General features: G+C 56.7%; 17 protein-coding genes. 4 read left to right on the top strand and 13 right to left on the bottom strand.

Translation table 11 applies throughout. From position 1 onward, the window contains the following. Positions 1–40 precede the first annotated feature (40 nt). Positions 41–1,345: an SLC13 family permease gene (locus ACOTY5_RS20675; RefSeq protein ID WP_045142630.1), complete on the top strand. Its 1,305-nt coding sequence runs from the start codon at positions 41–43 to the stop codon at positions 1,343–1,345. A 36-nt stretch (positions 1,346–1,381) separates the two neighbouring features. Here the strand turns inward: ACOTY5_RS20675 and tpiA are convergent, their stop codons facing one another. Continuing rightward, positions 1,382–2,149, bottom strand: coding sequence for a triose-phosphate isomerase (gene tpiA, locus ACOTY5_RS20670; RefSeq protein ID WP_003862019.1), 768 nt, complete (start codon positions 2,147–2,149; stop codon positions 1,382–1,384). Between the two features lie 111 nt (positions 2,150–2,260). Then, positions 2,261–2,857, bottom strand: a complete 597-nt coding sequence (locus ACOTY5_RS20665) for a DUF1454 family protein (protein WP_017383094.1) — start codon at positions 2,855–2,857, stop codon at positions 2,261–2,263. Between the two features lie 112 nt (positions 2,858–2,969). On the opposite strand from ACOTY5_RS20665, the gene ACOTY5_RS20660 reads away from it, so the two are divergent. Continuing rightward, a complete protein-coding gene (locus tag ACOTY5_RS20660; protein WP_006808672.1) occupies positions 2,970–3,389 on the top strand; it encodes a DUF805 domain-containing protein in 420 nt (139 codons plus the stop codon). Here the strand turns inward: ACOTY5_RS20660 and fpr are convergent, their stop codons facing one another. The 4 genes from fpr to ACOTY5_RS20640 form a co-directional block, all read right to left on the bottom strand. Next, entirely contained in the window at positions 3,390–4,136 is a 747-nt protein-coding gene (fpr, locus tag ACOTY5_RS20655) for a ferredoxin--NADP(+) reductase (protein ID WP_003862024.1), read from the bottom strand. Positions 4,137–4,232: 96 nt separating this feature from the next. Continuing rightward, positions 4,233–5,243: a class II fructose-bisphosphatase gene (gene glpX / locus ACOTY5_RS20650; RefSeq protein ID WP_015569942.1), complete on the bottom strand. Its 1,011-nt coding sequence runs from the start codon at positions 5,241–5,243 to the stop codon at positions 4,233–4,235. A 122-nt stretch (positions 5,244–5,365) separates the two neighbouring features. Continuing rightward, complete coding sequence (glpK, locus tag ACOTY5_RS20645) at positions 5,366–6,874, bottom strand: glycerol kinase GlpK (RefSeq protein WP_006808669.1); 1,509 nt, start codon at positions 6,872–6,874, stop codon at positions 5,366–5,368. Between the two features lie 21 nt (positions 6,875–6,895). Beyond that, positions 6,896–7,741, bottom strand: a complete 846-nt coding sequence (locus ACOTY5_RS20640) for an MIP/aquaporin family protein (RefSeq protein ID WP_015569943.1) — start codon at positions 7,739–7,741, stop codon at positions 6,896–6,898. Positions 7,742–8,140: 399 nt separating this feature from the next. On the opposite strand from ACOTY5_RS20640, the gene zapB reads away from it, so the two are divergent. Further along, entirely contained in the window at positions 8,141–8,380 is a 240-nt protein-coding gene (gene zapB, locus ACOTY5_RS20635; protein ID WP_003862031.1) for a septal ring assembly protein ZapB, read from the top strand. 586 nt (positions 8,381–8,966) lie between these two features. Here the strand turns inward: zapB and rraA are convergent. The 7 genes from rraA to priA all read right to left on the bottom strand — a co-directional run bounded on the left by rraA (position 8,967) and on the right by priA (position 16,901). Then, complete coding sequence (gene rraA, locus ACOTY5_RS20630; RefSeq protein WP_033487969.1) at positions 8,967–9,452, bottom strand: ribonuclease E activity regulator RraA; 486 nt, start codon at positions 9,450–9,452, stop codon at positions 8,967–8,969. A gap of 92 nt (positions 9,453–9,544) precedes the next feature. Further along, the gene (menA, locus tag ACOTY5_RS20625; RefSeq protein WP_087924327.1) at positions 9,545–10,471 is read right to left on the bottom strand and encodes a 1,4-dihydroxy-2-naphthoate polyprenyltransferase; all 927 of its coding nucleotides are present in this window, start codon (positions 10,469–10,471) and stop codon (positions 9,545–9,547) included. A 62-nt stretch (positions 10,472–10,533) separates the two neighbouring features. Continuing rightward, complete coding sequence (hslU, locus tag ACOTY5_RS20620) at positions 10,534–11,865, bottom strand: HslU--HslV peptidase ATPase subunit (RefSeq protein WP_015569947.1); 1,332 nt, start codon at positions 11,863–11,865, stop codon at positions 10,534–10,536. Positions 11,866–11,874: 9 nt separating this feature from the next. Next, positions 11,875–12,405 carry an ATP-dependent protease subunit HslV gene (gene hslV, locus ACOTY5_RS20615; RefSeq protein ID WP_003862036.1) on the bottom strand — a complete coding sequence of 177 codons (531 nt, stop codon included), beginning with the start codon at positions 12,403–12,405 and terminating at the stop codon, positions 11,875–11,877. 94 nt (positions 12,406–12,499) lie between these two features. Continuing rightward, positions 12,500–13,468, bottom strand: a complete 969-nt coding sequence (ftsN, locus tag ACOTY5_RS20610) for a cell division protein FtsN (RefSeq protein WP_421632009.1) — start codon at positions 13,466–13,468, stop codon at positions 12,500–12,502. A gap of 92 nt (positions 13,469–13,560) precedes the next feature. After that, the gene (cytR, locus tag ACOTY5_RS20605; RefSeq protein WP_017383100.1) at positions 13,561–14,586 is read right to left on the bottom strand and encodes a DNA-binding transcriptional regulator CytR; all 1,026 of its coding nucleotides are present in this window, start codon (positions 14,584–14,586) and stop codon (positions 13,561–13,563) included. A 119-nt stretch (positions 14,587–14,705) separates the two neighbouring features. Then, positions 14,706–16,901: a primosomal protein N' gene (gene priA, locus ACOTY5_RS20600; RefSeq protein WP_062934166.1), complete on the bottom strand. Its 2,196-nt coding sequence runs from the start codon at positions 16,899–16,901 to the stop codon at positions 14,706–14,708. A gap of 200 nt (positions 16,902–17,101) precedes the next feature. Between priA and rpmE the strand changes: the two genes are divergently transcribed. After that, positions 17,102–17,314, top strand: a complete 213-nt coding sequence (gene rpmE / locus ACOTY5_RS20595) for a 50S ribosomal protein L31 (RefSeq protein WP_003862040.1) — start codon at positions 17,102–17,104, stop codon at positions 17,312–17,314. The last annotated feature ends 19 nt before the right edge of the window (positions 17,315–17,333 follow it).

The following is a 17,333-nucleotide window of genomic DNA, read 5'->3' as shown; positions in this document are numbered from 1 at the left end:
GTCGCCGTAGACTTGCTGAAAAATTCTACAGGAGACAGGTATGTCGCTCTGGTTAACGCATCCTCTGCTGCTTCCCTCGCTGATCGTCGGCGTCACCATCGTGCTGTGGGCGACGTCGCTGTTGCCGGAATTTATCACCGCGCTGCTGTTTTTCACGGCGGCGATGACCGCCAGAATCGCCCCGCCGGAAGTGATCTTCGGCGGCTTCGCCTCGTCTGCCTTCTGGCTGGTGTTCAGCGGCTTTGTGCTGGGTGTGGCGATTCGGAAAACTGGCCTGGCGGACAGGGCCGCCCAGGCGCTGTCGGCAAAGCTTACCGACTCCTGGGTGCTGATGGTGGCGAGCGTTGTGCTGCTGAGCTATGCCCTGGCATTCGTGATGCCGTCGAACATGGGACGTATTGCGCTGCTGATGCCGATTGTCGCCGCGATGGCGAAGCGGGCCGGCATTCCTGATGGCTCGCGGGCCTGGTTTGGCCTGGCGCTGGCGGTCGGGTTTGGCACCTTCCAGCTCTCGGCCACTATTTTGCCCGCCAACGTGCCAAACCTGGTGATGAGCGGCGCGGCGGAAGGCTCATACGGTATCCACCTCAACTATGTCCCGTATCTGCTGCTGCACACCCCGGTGCTGGGTATTCTCAAAGGCCTGATTCTGATTGGCCTGATCTGCTGGCTGTTCCCCGGCAACCCGAAACCGGCGAAGGATCTCGCGCCATCGGAACCGATGGGGCGTGACGAAAAACGACTCGCCTGGCTGCTGGCGGTGGTGTTGACGATGTGGGTGACGGAGAGCTGGCATGGCGTTGGGCCAGCGTGGACGGGGCTGGCGGCCTCGGTCATCGTTATGCTGCCGCGCATCGGTTTTATCACCGGGGAGGAGTTCTCGGCGGGGGTGAATATGCGCACCTGTATTTACGTCGCGGGTATACTCGGGCTGGCCATTACGGTGACGCAGACCGGTATCGGTGCGGCCGTAGGCGAGGCGTTGCTCCATATCATGCCGCTGGATGCAGACCGCCCGTTTACCAGCTTCCTGGCGCTGACGGGGATCACCACGGCGCTCAACTTCATTATGACCGCCAACGGCGTTCCTGCGCTGTACACCACGCTGGCGCAGAGCTTCTCCGACGCGACCGGCTTCCCGCTGCTGTCGGTGATCATGATTCAGGTGCTGGGGTATTCCACGCCGCTGCTGCCTTATCAGGCGTCGCCGATTGTGGTGGCGATGGGCTTAGGGAAAGTGCCTGCGAAGGCGGGGATGCTGCTCTGTCTGGCGCTGGCGATTGCGACGTATCTGGTGCTGCTGCCGCTGGATTATTTGTGGTTTAGCGTGTTAGGTCGTTTGTAGGGCGGGTTAGCGAAGCGCCACCCGCCACAAAGGCAATTACGCCTGCTTAGCCGCTTCTGCCGCTTTAACGATCACCGCGAAAGCGTCTGCTTTCAGGGATGCGCCGCCAACCAGTGCGCCATCGATGTCTGGTTGGGTGAACAGCTCAGCTGCGTTTGATGCGTTAACGGAACCGCCGTACTGGATGATGACCTGCTCAGCCACTTTCGCGTCTGCTTTTGCAATGTGGTCACGAATGAACTTGTGCACCGCCTGTGCCTGCGCTGGAGTTGCAGATTTGCCGGTACCGATCGCCCAGACTGGCTCGTAAGCGATAACCGCGCCTTCGAACGCTGCCGCGCCCTGGGTTTTCAGCACAGCGTCGATCTGACGTGCGCACACTTCTTCGGTTTTGCCTGCTTCGTTTTCTGCTTCGGTTTCACCGATGCACAGAACCGGGATCAGACCCTGCTCTTTCAGCACAGCGAATTTCTTCGCGATGAACTCATCGGATTCTTTGTGATAGGTGCGACGCTCGGAGTGGCCGATGATGATGTATTTCGCGCCGATATCTTTCAGCATTTCAGCGGAGGTTTCACCGGTGAACGCGCCAGACAGGTTAACGTCAACGTTCTGCGCGCCCAGAATGATGTGGCTGCCGTCAGCGGCACGTTTAGCCAGATCCAGGTACATATCCGGCGGAGCGATAGCAACCGCGCAGCCGGTCACGCCAGCCAGCTCTTTACGCAGGTTAGCAACCAGTTCGTTTACCATGTGGCGGCTGCCGTTCAGTTTCCAGTTACCCATCACTAAAGGATGTCGCATTTCAATTCTCCACGCTCAATAAGCGAATTAAGGAATATGGCCGCCCTGTCGGGCAGCATGGTCTGTGAATCAGTATAGAGATTTTCCCTCGAAAGGCTTTGCTTTTTGTCATTAATTCGCCCCCTCGAGTGCGTCTGATAGGGCCAGCTTAATCGGTTCAACCGCGAAGGTCAGCCCCTTTTCGCCGTTATCTGCGACGACATAGCGAACGGCACCTTCGGTATCGGCGTAATAGCGTTTGTTTTTCCCGGCGGTAAGCAGTTTTTGCAGCTTTTGCTGGCTTTGCGCTTTCGTGAAGGTGGGGGTAAAGGCGCGCAGAATAGCGCTCATGTACTCCAGCGCTTTCGCTTTCGCCGCTTTCTGCTCTGGCCCCTGAATCGGCAGCCAGGTGATCTGCATACTTTTGATTTTTAACGTTCCGCGCTCAAGGGCGGTAGAGGCATACAGATTCTCGTTAATTTTGCTGGCCGCGCGGGTCAGGGTCGGCGTATCGCGGGCGCTGTCAATCGCACGGAACTCTCCCAGCGGAAGTGAGGGGTTTTCTTTGTTGAAGGCTTCGCGGAACTGGCTGATAGATTGATCGAAAGAGGGGGCGCCCGCCAGAAGATAGGGGGCGGTGACCGGGGAAGCCGTTTCCGCGGCATACAGGGAAAAACTGGCGCTCAGCATCGCTAAACACAAATAAAGAGAGTGTGCCGAACTTTTCATCAACATTGCCCCTGGCCGTCATTGCCCATGATTAAAACGATATCTGGTCGGCTTGTCAAAAGGTCACAACTCCAGGGTAAAATGCGGGCTAAACAATAATAAGGAACCTTACATGACCATACAGCAGTGGCTGTTTTCATTCAAAGGGCGTATTGGACGCCGTGACTTCTGGATCTGGATTGCAACGTGGGTTGTCGCCATGCTGCTTCTGTTTTTTGTTGCCTACAACGCATGGCTGAGCACGCAAACGGCGGCATTTGCGCTGGTCTGTTTACTGTGGCCAACCGCCGCCGTAGTGGTGAAACGTCTGCACGATCGTGGCCGCTCCGGCGCATGGGCTTTCCTGATTATTCTGGCGTGGATGCTGGTGGCGGGGAACTGGTCAATGCTGCCCTCAATCCTCCCATGGGTGGTGGGCAGACTGCTGCCGACGGTTATCTTTGTAATGATGGTTGTCGAACTGGGCGCGTTTATCGGCACCCAGAGCGAGAACAAATATGGAAAAGATACCCTTGAGGTGAAGTACCGCTGATCACCAGTAGTGTTCGGCGGTCATGTGGCCCGGCCGGCGGCGAAGGTGCTTCGTCATCTGCCGGGTATCCTTCAGCAACTGCTGCGTATCGCGTACCATCTGCGGGTTACCGCACAGCATCACATGGCTGGTTTCGGTATTCATCGGTAAACCCACCGCTTCTTCCAGCGCGCCGCTTTCAATCAACGCCGGAACGCGACCGGTTAACGAGCCGGCTGCGGTTTCGCGGCTGACCACCGTCTGAATTTTTAACTTCCCGCCATATCGCTGTTCCAGCGCCTGCATCTGCGGCAAATAGCTCAGGTCTGCGGCGTAGCGCGCGGCGTGAACCAGCACGATATTTTTAAAGCGCTCCAGATCTTTGCCGTATTGCAGAATGGAAAGATACGGGCCAATGGCCGTGCCGGTCGCCAGCATCCAGAGCGTGTCACAGTCGGGGATTTCATCCAGCACGAAGAACCCCGCCGCGTCGGAGACAATCTGCACTTCATCGCCCGGTTTCAGCGCGGCGAGGCGCGGGCTGAGCTTACCGTCCGGGACGGTGACCAGATAGAACTCAAGGTCCGGGTTATCAGGCGCATTAACGTAAGAGTAGGCGCGCTGTACGCGTTCACCGTCGATATCCAACCCGAGCTTGGCAAACTGCCCGGCAGTAAACGGATGAACGGGAGCGTGCAGCGTGAGGCTAAATAGCGCATCGGTCCAGAACTGTACCTTTGTGACTTTACCTGTTACCCAGTCCGCCATGATCTTCTCCTGTGCTGTTTCTCTCTTCTATCTTCCGTACTTGCGGGAAACATTTCCAGCCCATTCGGGCCGGAAAGCTCTATCGATCAAACGGTTTTACAGAATGTGCGTCTGTACGTCCGGATCTTTACGATCGAGATAATGAATGGACTTAATGCGACGAATGGTGCGGGATTTACCACGGATCAGCAGGGTTTCAGTGGTGGCCATGTTGCCCTTGCGGGTGATGCCGTCCAGCAGATCGCCTTTGGTGATGCCGGTTGCGGAGAAGACCACGTTATCGCTGCGGGCCATCTCGTTCAGCGCGAGCACTTTATTGGCCTCGATGCCCATCGCCGCGCAGCGCGCCAGTTCGTCTGCACCAATGCGAAGGTTCTCGTCGCTGTCGCCTTTGACCTCATGGCGTGGCAGCAAACGCGCCTGCATATCGCCGTCCAGCGCGCGGATCACTGCCGCAGAGACCACACCCTCCGGCGCGCCGCCGATGCCGTAAAGCACGTCGACTTCGCTGTCAGGCATGCAGGTCAGAATAGAGGCGGCAACGTCGCCATCCGGAATAGCAAACACGCGTACGCCGAGCGCTTGCAGGTACGCAATGGTGGCGTCGTGGCGCGGTTTCGCCAGAATGGTCACGGTGAGTTCGCTGAGCGCTTTACCCAGCGCCGCAGCGATATTGCGCAGGTTGGCGTCCAGCGGCAGGCTAAGGTCGATAGCGCCTTTAGCGCCAGGACCGACGATCAGTTTTTCCATATACATATCGGGGGCGTTGAGGAAGCAGCCCTTATCGCCCACCGCCAGTACCGCCAGCGCGTTGGCCTGGCCCATCGCCGTCATGCGCGTGCCTTCAATCGGGTCGACCGCGATATCCACCGCATCGCCTTTGCCCGTCCCGACTTTTTCACCTATATAGAGCATCGGCGCTTCGTCGATTTCGCCTTCGCCAATGACGATAGTGCCATCGATATTGACCTGATTAAGCACAATGCGCATGGCGTGGACGGCAGCGCCGTCTGCGGTATTTTTGTCGCCACGGCCCAGCCACTTGTAGCCTGCGAGGGCGGCAGCTTCGGTGACGCGGGAAAACTCGATAGCAAGTTCACGTTTCATGAGGTACTCGTACAATCAAAAGGAATTGCACGAAGTTTATCACAGAGTGGGGAGGGGCGAGGGGACCGGTGCGGTCGGAGCCCCTCACCCTAACCCTCTCCCAGGGGAGAGGGAATATAGGTTTACTCGTCGTGCTCTTCCCACGCCAGGGCACGTTTCACCGCTTTCTTCCAGCCGCTGTAGCGGTAGTTGCGCTCGGTGGTTTCGATGCCAGGACGGAATTCGCGTTCGATAACCGCTTTTTCCTGAAGCTCGTCGAGGTTTTGCCAGAAGCCAACCGCCAGACCTGCCAGATACGCCGCGCCCAGCGCCGTCACTTCTCGCACCTCAGGACGTTCAACGCGGGTGCCCAGAATGTCGGACTGGAACTGCATCAGGAAGTTGTTCGCGACCGCACCGCCGTCCACGCGCAGGGCGTGCAGACGAATGCCGGAGTCAGCCTGCATCGCTTCCAGCACGTCGCGCGTCTGGTAGGCGATGGATTCCAGCGTCGCGCGAATGATGTGGTTTGAGTTCACGCCGCGCGTCAGGCCGAAAATCGCGCCGCGGGCATACGGGTCCCAGTACGGTGCGCCCAGACCGGTGAACGCTGGCACCACGTACACGCCGTTGGTGTCTTTCACTTTGGTCGCGAAGTATTCGGAGTCAAACGCATCGCTGATCAGCTTCATCTCGTCGCGCAGCCACTGAATGGAGGCACCCGCCATGAATACCGCGCCTTCCAGGGCATAGTTCACTTCGCCGCGCGGGCCGCAGGCGATGGTGGTCAGCAGACCGTTTTCTGATTTCACCGCTTTCTCGCCGGTGTTCATCAGCATAAAACAACCGGTGCCGTAGGTGTTCTTCGCCATCCCTTCCTTGACGCACAGCTGGCCGAACAGGGCCGCCTGCTGGTCACCGGCGATACCGGCGATAGGAATACGGGTGCCACCTTTACCGCCAATGTTGGTCTGGCCGTATACTTCAGAAGACTTACGGACTTCAGGCAGCATCGCGCGCGGAATGTCCAGCGCGTCCAGCATCTTGTCATCCCACTCAAGGGTGTTGATGTTGAACAGCATGGTGCGCGAGGCGTTGGTGTAGTCGGTAACGTGAACGCGTCCCTGAGTCATCTTCCAGATAAGCCAGGTATCGACGGTGCCGAACAGTAGCTCGCCACGTCGTGCGCGCTCGCGTGAACCTTCCACGTGGTCGAGGATCCACTTCACTTTGGTGCCGGAGAAATAGGGGTCAACCACCAGGCCGGTGGCGCTGCGCACGTACTCTTCCATTCCTTCGCGCTTCAACTGTTCGCAGATCTCTGACGTACGACGGCACTGCCAGACAATGGCGTTGTAGATGGGCTTACCGGTTTCGCGCTCCCAGACCACAGTCGTTTCACGCTGGTTGGTGATACCGATAGCGGCAATCTGGTCAGAACTGATGTCGGCTTTCGCCAGCACTTCCACCAGCGTGGAGCTTTGCGACGCCCAGATCTCCATCGGGTCGTGTTCTACCCAGCCTGGACGCGGGTAAATTTGCTCAAATTCGCGTTGAGACACGCTGACAATGTTCGCGTCATGATCCATTACGACAGCGCGGGAGCTGGTGGTGCCCTGGTCGAGCGCAACGATATATTTTTTTTCGGTCATGGTATGTGTCCCGTAGTCAGATTACAGCGAAGCTTTTTGTTGTGTGGTGGAAGCCGTCTCTTTCTCCTCTTCCACACAAGTGTCGCACGGTAAGTGGCGACCAATTAATTTGCGATAGCCGAATGCGCCCAGCGCCGCCCCTACGATTGGCCCGAACAGCGGAACCAGGAAGTAAGGAATGTCTTTGCCGCCCGTGAAGGCGACATCGCCCCATCCCGCAAAGAAGGCGAAGGTTTTTGGACCCAGGTCACGCGCCGGATTCATCGCAAAGCCGGTCAGCGGACCCATGGATGCGCCAATTACCGCAATCAGAAGGCCAATCAAAAGTGGCGCCAGCGGGCCGCGCGGAATGCCGTTTCCATCGTCGCCCAGCGCCATGATGACGCCCATCAGAATAGCGGTAATCACCATCTCAACCGCGAACGCCTGCACAAAATTGATATGCGGATTCGGATACGTTGAGAAAATGCCTGCCAGATCCAGACTTTCGACACTGCCACGCACCATATGATGCGTCTGTTCGAAGTCGATGAAAAGATTGTAATAAAGCCCGTAAACTAACGCCGCTGCGCAAAAGGCGCCGGCAAATTGCGAAATGATGAAAGGAACAACTTTGCGTCCGTCAAAACACGCGAATAGCCACAACGCGATGGTCACCGCCGGGTTAAGATGTGCACCGGAAACCCCTGCGGTCAGGTAGATGGCCATCGCCACGCCCAGACCCCAGATAATACTGATTTCCCACTGACCAAAACTGGCACCCGCCACTTTCAGTGCTGCGACACAGCCTACTCCGAAGAATATCAACAACCCGGTACCCAGGAACTCGGCAATACACTGGCCTTTTAAGGTTGATGTCTGACTCATAATCGGAATCCTGCAAAAGAGTAATGTTTATTGTTTGCGTGACCGCCCGTGACAGTCACGATGCCCTGTAGACATAGTGTTAATTTATCGTTAACGAGCACAAACGAGAAATATCGAAATCTAAATGTGTGGTCTGCGTCAATAAAATGAGCGTTTTCGCGCCATAAAGCGCGTTTTTGCATCAGATAATGATTATGGGCTGAATCATTTCTTTAACTTATGGGTTAACAACTTAGGGGTATATGCGGCGAACGCACCAGGACGAGGCCGAAAAGTGTTGCAAACCGCGATCTGCGTGGCATGCCGCTGGACAGGGGCGACGGCGCTCCATACAATCGGAACATATGTTGTGCGCGTTTACGTTAAAGCGTCGCCTTGCAATTCAGGAGAGGTAGGATCATGTCTTTAGAAGTGTTTGAGAAACTGGAATCGAAAGTACAGCAGGCGATTGACACCATCACGCTGCTGCAAATGGAAATTGAAGAGCTGAAAGAAAAGAACAACTCCCTGTCACAGGAAGTTCAGAATGCTCAGCACAGCCGTGAAGAACTGGAGCGCGAAAACAACCAGCTGCGCGAACAGCAGAACGGCTGGCAGGAACGCTTGCAGGCGCTGCTGGGACGTATGGAAGAAGTTTGATTTCCTTAGGGAATGCATTGAACAGGCCGGGTAAGGCGAAGCCGCCACCCGGCTTTTTTATGGTTTCCGCTAACCGATATCAAACCATAAAAAAGGCCGCCCTGGGCGGCCTTAACGCTACTTGTCCTGCGCTGTCGTAGCAAAAGCAACAAACCCAACAGGTTCATCGCTCTTTACCACGAGTACGCTGGCGACAATGAACGCGATACATAAATAGCGTTTCATTATGCGGTCCCTGCTGCTTACCGCTCCACCGTTCACCACCGGTGATAAGTCGGTGGACACAAGCCTTGATGTTAGCCTGCTTTACGGTAGTGAATACACCTTTCCCTGGACCGATGCCCATTTGCGAGATGGCGGAAAGGGACGCGGTATCATAATGAGCATCAACCAGGTAGTTAAGGTATTCACAGACAATTAGGATTTTATAAAGGTTAGGAAGGGTTGCCCAAGGTTTGGGCGAGAGTATGATGAAGTTCCTTGGTGTTAGTCTGTAAGACGTCCCAACGGACCGCGAATCCCGAGGGACAAAAAAACCGCCACATTGCTGTTGGCGGTTTTTTTATGCATCTCGCTTACCGATTAACTACTCAATATCCAGCGCATCCTCAGAAAGGATAATGCCGGTATTGTCAGCATAAAGGTGGTCACCCGAGAAGAAGGTCACGCCGCCGAAATTGACGCGCACGTCGCTTTCGCCGATGCCGTCGCCCGCTGCGCCTACCGGTATGGCCGCGATGGCCTGAATCCCGATATCCAGGTCTTCGAGATCGTCCACCTGACGCACGGAACCGTACACCACAATGCCTTCCCACTCGTTCTGGACGGCAATTCCCGCCAGTTCAGCATCAATCAATGCACGGCGCACGGAACCGCCACCATCCACCAGCAGGACGCGACCACGACCGTTCTCTTCGAGCAGATCGTACAGCAACCCGTTGTCCTCGAAACATTTCACCGTGATGATTTGTCCGCCAAACGACGACCGTCCACCAAAGTTGGAGAACAGGGGTTCAACGACGTTGACATCTTCCTGGTAGATGTCACAAAGCTCGGAGGTATCGTATTTCATAGGTTTAACGCTCTGTTGCTGCGAATGTGTTCAGTATATCGTGCGAAATGCGTTGTTGGCAAAATCATCAATTGTTAATTGATATTTGTCAGCTAACTCAGCGTCTGGCTTAAGACAATCCCGATGACGAACAGCAGGTTAGTCAACAGCGCGCCTTTTACCGTACGTTCCAGCATCGGTGGCATGGCGGCCGGGCTGAGTTCACGCATAACGTAGCGGGCCTGCTTAATCAGCAGCGGTGCGGCGAGCACAAACAGCCAGCCCCAGAGGCTGTGCAGCGAAATCAGATTGAACAGCGCCAGGCAGACCAGCGCGCCGATGAGCAGGCAGGCGTGATAGCGGCGTGCATTCACCGGACCCAGACGCACGGCCAGCGTGTTTTTACCGTTCTCGCGGTCGCTGTCGATGTCGCGCAGATTATTGATATTCAGCACCGCCGTCGCCAGCAGACCACAGGCGGTCGCCGGCAGGAACAGGGCAGGGATCACCGTGTGCGCCTGTAAGTACCAGCTTCCCATCACGCTCAGCCAGCCGAAGAACACCAGCACGGAGATGTCGCCCAGACCAATATACCCGTAAGGACGCGTCCCGACGGTATAGGTAATGGCTGCAATAATGGCGAGCAAGCCCAGCACCAGGAAGCCAATGAAATCACTGGTGGTTTTCGAGGCGACCGTCACCAGCGCCAGCCCGGACAGGCAAATCAACACCACGGTGATAATCAGCGCCCGTTTCATCTGTGCCTGGGTAATCACCCCTTTTTGCATCCCGCGCAGCGGCCCGATGCGGTCAGGCTTGTCGCTGCCTTTTACCGCATCGCCGTAATCATTGGCGAGATTAGAGAGGATTTGCAGCAGCCCGGCGGTGACAAGCGCCAGACCTGCTACCAGCGGATCGAAATGACCCTGCCACCAGGCAAGCGTGGTACCGACGATAATGGCGGCAAAAGCCAGAGGAAGCGTTTTAGGGCGCAGACTTTCGAGCCACGCCTGTGTACGGCTGATATCAGTCATAGTTATTTAGCCAATAAAAATGGGGGCCATAGCCCCCATCAACAGTGATGAAAATGCATTGAACGCGATTATAGAATAAAACGGCTCAGATCTTCATCTGCCACTAACGCATCCAGGTGTTTGCCCACATAGTCTGCGTCAATGGTAATGCTTTGACCGTTAAGGTCGCTCGCATCATAAGAGATGTCTTCCATCAGGCGTTCCAGCACGGTGTGCAGACGACGCGCACCGATGTTTTCGGTGGTTTCGTTGACCTGCCACGCGGCCTGGGCGATGCGCTTGATACCGTCATCGGTAAATTCAATGTTCACGCCTTCGGTCGCCATCAGCGCTTTATACTGTACGGTCACAGAAGCGTTTGGCTCAGTCAGGATACGTTCGAAATCTTCGGTGGTCAGCGCCTGCAACTCGACGCGGATTGGCAGACGTCCCTGAAGTTCCGGGATCAGGTCAGACGGGCTGGCAATCTGGAACGCACCGGAGGCGATAAACAGAATGTGGTCAGTTTTAACCATGCCGTGCTTGGTGGAGACGGTGCAACCTTCCACCAGCGGCAGCAGGTCGCGCTGAACGCCTTCGCGTGAGACATCCGGGCCGGACGCGTTGCCGCGCTTACAGATCTTGTCGATTTCGTCGATAAACACGATACCGTGCTGCTCAACCGCGTCGATAGCATCCTGTTTCAGCTCTTCCGGGTTAACCAGCTTCGCGGCTTCTTCTTCAATCAGCAGCTTCATCGCGTCTTTGATTTTTAGCTTACGCGCTTTCTGCTTCTGCCCGCCCAGGTTCTGGAACATGGACTGCAACTGGCTGGTCATCTCTTCCATGCCCGGAGGCGCCATAATTTCCACGCCCATTGGCGCGGCAGCGAGATCGATCTCAATCTCTTTGTCGTCCAGCTCGCCTTCGCGCAGTTTTTTGCGGAATGCCTGACGCGCAGCAGAAGGTTCAGGCTGCTGTTCAGCCTGTCCCCAGTTGTTTTTTGCCGGTGGGATCAGCACGTCGAGAATACGCTCTTCGGCCATCTCTTCGGCGCGATAGCGGTTTTTCTCAATTGCCTGGACACGCACCATCTTAATCGCCGAGTCGGTCAGGTCACGGATGATGGAGTCCACTTCTTTACCCACATAGCCCACTTCGGTGAACTTGGTGGCTTCAACTTTGATGAACGGCGCGTTAGCCAGTTTGGCCAGACGACGGGCGATTTCGGTTTTACCCACACCGGTCGGGCCGATCATCAGAATATTTTTTGGCGTTACTTCGTGGCGAAGCTCTTCGTCGAGCTGCATGCGACGCCAGCGGTTACGCAGTGCGATAGCCACGGAGCGCTTGGCGTCGTCCTGGCCGATAATGTGTTTGTTCAGTTCGCTGACAATTTCGCGTGGGGTCATTTCAGACATGGGCGATCCTTACGCTTTAGACGGTAATTCTTCGATGGTGTGATTGTGGTTGGTATAGATGCAGATATCACCTGCAATATCCAACGCTTTCACCGCGATATCGCGCGCGTTCATGTCGGTATTTTCCAACAGCGCACGGGCTGCGGCCTGGGCGTACGGGCCGCCAGAGCCGATGGCAATCAGGTCGTTTTCAGGCTGAACCACGTCGCCGTTACCGGTGATGATCAGCGAGGCGTTTTCGTCAGCCACGGCCAGCAGCGCTTCGAGCTTGCGCAGCATGCGGTCGGTACGCCAGTCTTTTGCCAGCTCAACGGCGGCTTTCACCAGATGACCCTGATGCATTTCCAGTTTGCGTTCAAACAGTTCAAACAGCGTGAAGGCATCAGCCGTGCCGCCTGCGAAACCGGCGATCACTTTGTCGTTATAAAGACGACGTACTTTCTTCACGTTGCCTTTCATGACGGTATTACCCAGCGTGGCCTGGCCATCACCGGCAATTACCACCTGGCCGTTACGGCGTACACTTACTATTGTTGTCACGAGCAGACCCCCTGGTTACAGATTCGGGAAACAGAAGCCCTGAGCCTGTGCTCAGGGCTGAATTAAATGATAGATGGGGGGGATTTTGGGGGTTTCAACCCCCGGAGGCGAGTCGAATGCAGTTTGTGTGGCCAGCCACTTTCAAACGGGAAATGGTGCCGTCTGCGTTTTCTTTGCCTTTGACCGGTCCAATTACTACGCGATTCCAGCCGTTGTTGGTGGTAATGCGTGAGTCAAATCCTTCAAATGCCAGCTGAGCACGCACCGTTTCTGCCTGTTCGGCGCCTTTAAACGAACCGCACTGAACCATCCAGCGGCGTTCATCTTTTTTCTCAGCCGTCTGCTTCGGTGCCTCGGTCTCTTTGGTGACCGGCGCAGCCTGCTGCGTTTTTGGCTGTTGCGCAGTGGTATGCGCAGGCGTCTGCAACAGATCCTGATACGGCTGTGCCGTTTGCTTCTGCGGCTGCGCCTTCGGTTGCTGCTGGACAGGCTGAGTTTGTACGGTACGCGTCTGCTGCTGCGGTTGTGTACGCGGCTGCTGTACCGGCTGCGTCTGCGTCCACTGCTGCTGTTGCGTTTGCTGCTGAGCCTGACGCTGGCGCTGCAACGTTTGCTGACGCTGCGCCGGGGTTTGTTCGTTCCACGGTACTTCGTTCAGCTGCGTAGGCTGCTGGTGCATGTCCGCCTGCATCTGAGCGAGCAATTGACGCTGTTCGTCCGTCAGCTGATCGGCATTCTTTACTTCACCCCCGGCAGAAGGCTCGGTAGGCGCACGTACGCCAGGCTGGCGGCTTTCCAGCTCTTTAATGTAGCGCCAGCGCTCTTCAGGCTTCGGCGGCAGGCCGTTGCCGACGACCTTATTACCCTGAAGGGCTTCAGACTCTTCTTTTTTATGATGCGTAATGAAGTAGAGGCCGCCAATAAAGGCCACCAGCACAGCCGCAGCAATGGCGACCATAGCTGGGGAGACAGCAGACAGGCTGCGTTGCTTGCTTTTTGAACTACTCTTTTTGCGTCGCGAAGGTGCCGGCTGGCCGCGACGTACATAATCTCGTTGTGCCACTATCGTTTCGCTGTATTTATTCGTTCGTCAGCCCGCCATGTTACTTAAGCGACGGGGCTTTGACCAGATAAGGGTGTCGAAAGGTATTTACTTTAAGTTAATGCCTGGGTAGAGCCGCGCACAATCAGCTCACAATCCAGTAGTCGTGACCCACTGCTAACTGATTGACCGTGCAGCTGATCCAGCAAAAGCAGCATCGCTTCACGGCCGATGTCATACCGCGGCTGTGCAACGGTCGAAAGCGGCGGATCGCAAAACTCCGAAAGTGAAATATTATCAAAACCGATTATCGACAGGTCCTGCGGCACGCGCAGGCCGTGACGTTTGGCGTAGGATAACGCCCCCAGCGCCATCACGTCGCTGTGGCAGAAGACCGCGGTGGGCGGTTCTGGCAAGGCCAGCAATTTTTCCAGCGCCTGCCCGCCCGCTTCAAAGGTGAAATCACCGCGCGCAATGTAGTGCGGATCGACGATAGCCCCGGTACGGCGCAGCGCCTGAACGTAGCCCTGCAAGCGGTAATGACACAGCGGCATCTCTTCTGGTCCGGCGATACAGCCGATACGCTTATGCCCCAGTTCCTGAAGATAGTTCACGGCGTTGAATGCGGCGGTGAGGTTATCGATATGAACGGTTGGCAGCTCCAGCTCCGGCGCGAATTCGTTCGCCATGACCATCGGCGGTAAATTGCGCTGTTCTTCAATGCTGGCATCAAACGGCAGGCGTGAGCCAAGCAGCAGCATGCCATCAATCTGCTTGGTGATGATCAGGTCGATGAACGTTTTTTCCTGCTGGTTCTGGTGAGCACAATCGCCAATCAGCACCAGATAGCCCTGGGCGGCGGCCGTGACCTCAATGCCGCGGATGATTTCGCTGAAGAAGGGATCGCAGATATCCGGCACGATCACCAGGATGGTGCGGGATTCGTTGCGTTTAACGTTGCGTCCCATGGCTTGCGGGAAATAACCGACCTCAAGCGCCGCCTTTTCAACCCGGTTTCGGGTCGCCTGGGAGACTTTGTCAGGGTTCATCAATGCGCGGGACACGGTTGCTGTTGAGACTTGTGCTTTCTCGGCAACGTCTTTCATGGTCGCCGAGGCAACCTCTTTCCTGGACTTCAACGTCTTCTCCTCGCCTGAACACCGAACTGCGGACTGCACCATTTTTACAGATAGTTAATGGAATCGGTTACAGAATTTTCATAAAAAGTGTGAGGCGCATTAAATTTTTCGATCCGTCTTCAGCCTTCAATCGGATCGACGTCAAGAACCCACTTCACTTTTCGCGCTTCCGGTAGGGTATTGATCAGCGCCAGCGTGCCGCTGACGATCTGCTGTAAACGGATACGCGAGGGGTGCTGAAGTAAGAGTTGCCAGCGGAAACGGCCCCCGCGTTTCGGGGCGAGCGCGGGTACCGGGCCTAAAATCCACAGCTGATTATCCACCAGCGGGCTGGCTTGCAGGAGGTTTCTCAGCTGTTGCAGGAACAGCGGCGCCTGCTGGTTATTATGATCTTCCGCACGGATGATAACGTGGCTGGTCCATGGGGGAAGCTGCATCGTCTGACGTTCGGCCAGCGCCTGGTCCGCGAAGGCGTCATAGCCTTTGTGCAGCAGAGTTTGCAGCAGCGGATGTTCAGGGTGGTGCGTTTGCAGCACTACCTCGCCCTGCTTACCCGCTCGACCAGCGCGACCGGCAACCTGGGTATAAAGCTGGGCGAAACGCTCGGCGGAGCGAAAATCCGCGGAGAACAGCGCGCCGTCGACGTCCAGCAGGGCGACCAGCGTCACGTCCGGGAAGTGGTGCCCTTTCGCCAGCATCTGAGTACCAATCAGGATGCGCGCGCCGCCGCGATGCACTTCCGCAAGCTGCTGTTCCAGCGCCCCTTTACGGCTGGTGGTATCCCTGTCTATACGGGAGATGGGCACGTCCGGGAAGAAGGGCGCGAGCGCCTGTTCAAGCTGTTCCGTTCCCAGACCGACCGGCACGATGTGCGTTGAGCCGCAGGACGGGCATTGACGGGGGACCGGACGCTGGCTGTCGCAGTGGTGGCAGCGTAAATGGCGCTGAGCCTGGTGGAAGGTGTAGTAGTGATCGCAGCGCGGGCACTCCGCGATCCAGCCGCAGTCGTGGCACAGCAGCGCAGGCGCGAAGCCGCGGCGGTTCAGGAACAGGATCACCTGGTTGCCCGCCTGCAAATGCTGGCGCATGCGGCTAATCAGCGCAGGCGCTAACCCGGCCTGCACCTGCTGGCCTTTCAGATCCAGCACATGCTGAATGGCCGGGCGGGCATTCCCCGCGCGTCGCGTCAGGCGCAGCATGTGGTATTTACACTGGCGAACGTTGTGCAGCGTTTCAAGCGCGGGGGTGGCGGACCCGAGAATAATGGGGATTTGCTCGCTGTGGGCGCGGTACACGGCTAAGTCGCGGGCGTGGTAGCGCCAGCCTTCCTGCTGTTTATAGGAGCTGTCATGCTCTTCATCGATCACGATAACGCCGAGATTTTTAAACGGCGTAAACAGCGATGAACGGGTGCCGATCACAATCGCCGCTTCGCCGTTTTTCGCTTTCAGCCAGGCGCTGAGGCGCTCGCTGTCGTTCAGGCCGGAGTGCAGAACCTCAACGGGCGCATTAAAGCGTTCACGGAAACGCGCGATGGTTTGCGGCGTCAGGCCGATTTCCGGCACCATCACCAGCGCCTGTTTGCCCTGCGCGAGCACGTTTTCCAGCACGCTCAGATATACTTCGGTTTTACCGGAGCCGGTGACGCCCGCCAGCAGCCAGGCGGAAAAACGATCGGCGGCGCTGTGAATCGCGCCCACGGCGGTGGCCTGCTCGGTATTCAGACGCAGGCGATCGCCCGAGACGGAAAAGCCGTCGCGCCAGTCGTGAAGGGCAGGTGCTTCACTGGCCAGCTCGCTCAACCCTTTCTTCCTTAATGCCTGCAACGCGGTTTCGCTTACCTCAAGCTCGTCGACCTGATGGCGCCAGATTTTTCCCTGGCGCAGCGAGGCCAGCGCCTGCTGCTGTTTCTGCGAGCGCTTCAGGCTGTTAATGTCCACAGCCTGGCCCTGCTCGGTGGCAAACCAGTACCACATTGGCGCGTGGCTGGCGCTCTTGCCCTGGCGCAGCATAATGGGCAGGGCATGGAACAGCACGTCGCCAATCGGATGATGATAATAATCTGCCGCCCACAGCAGCAGTCGCCAGGTGCTGGTGGAGTAAACCGGCTCGCTGTCCAGCACCTCAACAACCGATTTCAGCTCGTTAAGCGGCAGTTCGCTGTGTTCGCTGACGGACACCACGATCCCCACACGCTGCTGTTTGCCAAACGGCACGGTCACGCGACAGCCCGCTTTGGCGCTCATGCTGTCGGGCAGCAGGTAGTCAAAGGTGCGGGGAAGCGGAACGGGCAGGGCAACGTGAGCGACGGGCATCGAATCTTCCTGACTTGAAAAGTGGCGCGTTAGTATACACATTAGTGAAAGCGGCGTGCGGATCAGTTTGCATACGTTGGTCAAATTCTGTATGATTCGCCGCCTTTGGTGTATTTTACGCCAAAGAACTTACATTCAACATCGCGTGGTGTCTGGCGTTAGGGCTGGAAGAGCGACGCGGCCTTAACTGAGGTTCTCCCATGAAAAAAGATATTCACCCGAAATACGAAATGATTACTGCAAACTGCTCTTGCGGTAACTCTATCCAGATCCGCTCTACCGTGGGTCACGATCTGAACCTGGACGTGTGCGGCAAATGCCACCCGTTCTACACTGGTAAGCAGCGTGATGTTGCAACCGGTGGCCGTGTTGACCGCTTCAACAAGCGTTTCAGCATCCCGGGCGCTAAATAAGTTTCCCGAAAAAAAGGCA

Origin of the sequence: Enterobacter cloacae complex sp. SHL018, assembly GCF_049237905.1 — a bacterium.
GTDB lineage: Bacteria > Pseudomonadota > Gammaproteobacteria > Enterobacterales > Enterobacteriaceae > Enterobacter > Enterobacter hormaechei_C.
Note: the sequence above shows the minus strand (reverse complement) of the source record. Positions and strands in the feature narration are given on the sequence as shown.

Bases quoted from the DNA above. Each gene is read 5' to 3' on its own strand.
- ACOTY5_RS20675 (WP_045142630.1), top strand. From the start codon at position 41: ATGTCGCTCTGGTTAACGCATCCTCTGCTGCTTCCCTCGCTGATCGTC.
- tpiA (WP_003862019.1), bottom strand. From the start codon at position 2,149: ATGCGACATCCTTTAGTGATGGGTAACTGGAAACTGAACGGCAGCCGC.
- ACOTY5_RS20665 (WP_017383094.1), bottom strand. From the start codon at position 2,857: ATGAAAAGTTCGGCACACTCTCTTTATTTGTGTTTAGCGATGCTGAGC.
- ACOTY5_RS20660 (WP_006808672.1), top strand. From the start codon at position 2,970: ATGACCATACAGCAGTGGCTGTTTTCATTCAAAGGGCGTATTGGACGC.
- fpr (WP_003862024.1), bottom strand. From the start codon at position 4,136: ATGGCGGACTGGGTAACAGGTAAAGTCACAAAGGTACAGTTCTGGACC.
- glpX (WP_015569942.1), bottom strand. From the start codon at position 5,243: ATGAAACGTGAACTTGCTATCGAGTTTTCCCGCGTCACCGAAGCTGCC.
- glpK (WP_006808669.1), bottom strand. From the start codon at position 6,874: ATGACCGAAAAAAAATATATCGTTGCGCTCGACCAGGGCACCACCAGC.
- ACOTY5_RS20640 (WP_015569943.1), bottom strand. From the start codon at position 7,741: ATGAGTCAGACATCAACCTTAAAAGGCCAGTGTATTGCCGAGTTCCTG.
- zapB (WP_003862031.1), top strand. From the start codon at position 8,141: ATGTCTTTAGAAGTGTTTGAGAAACTGGAATCGAAAGTACAGCAGGCG.
- rraA (WP_033487969.1), bottom strand. From the start codon at position 9,452: ATGAAATACGATACCTCCGAGCTTTGTGACATCTACCAGGAAGATGTC.
- hslU (WP_015569947.1), bottom strand. From the start codon at position 11,865: ATGTCTGAAATGACCCCACGCGAAATTGTCAGCGAACTGAACAAACAC.
- priA (WP_062934166.1), bottom strand. From the start codon at position 16,901: ATGCCCGTCGCTCACGTTGCCCTGCCCGTTCCGCTTCCCCGCACCTTT.
- rpmE (WP_003862040.1), top strand. From the start codon at position 17,102: ATGAAAAAAGATATTCACCCGAAATACGAAATGATTACTGCAAACTGC.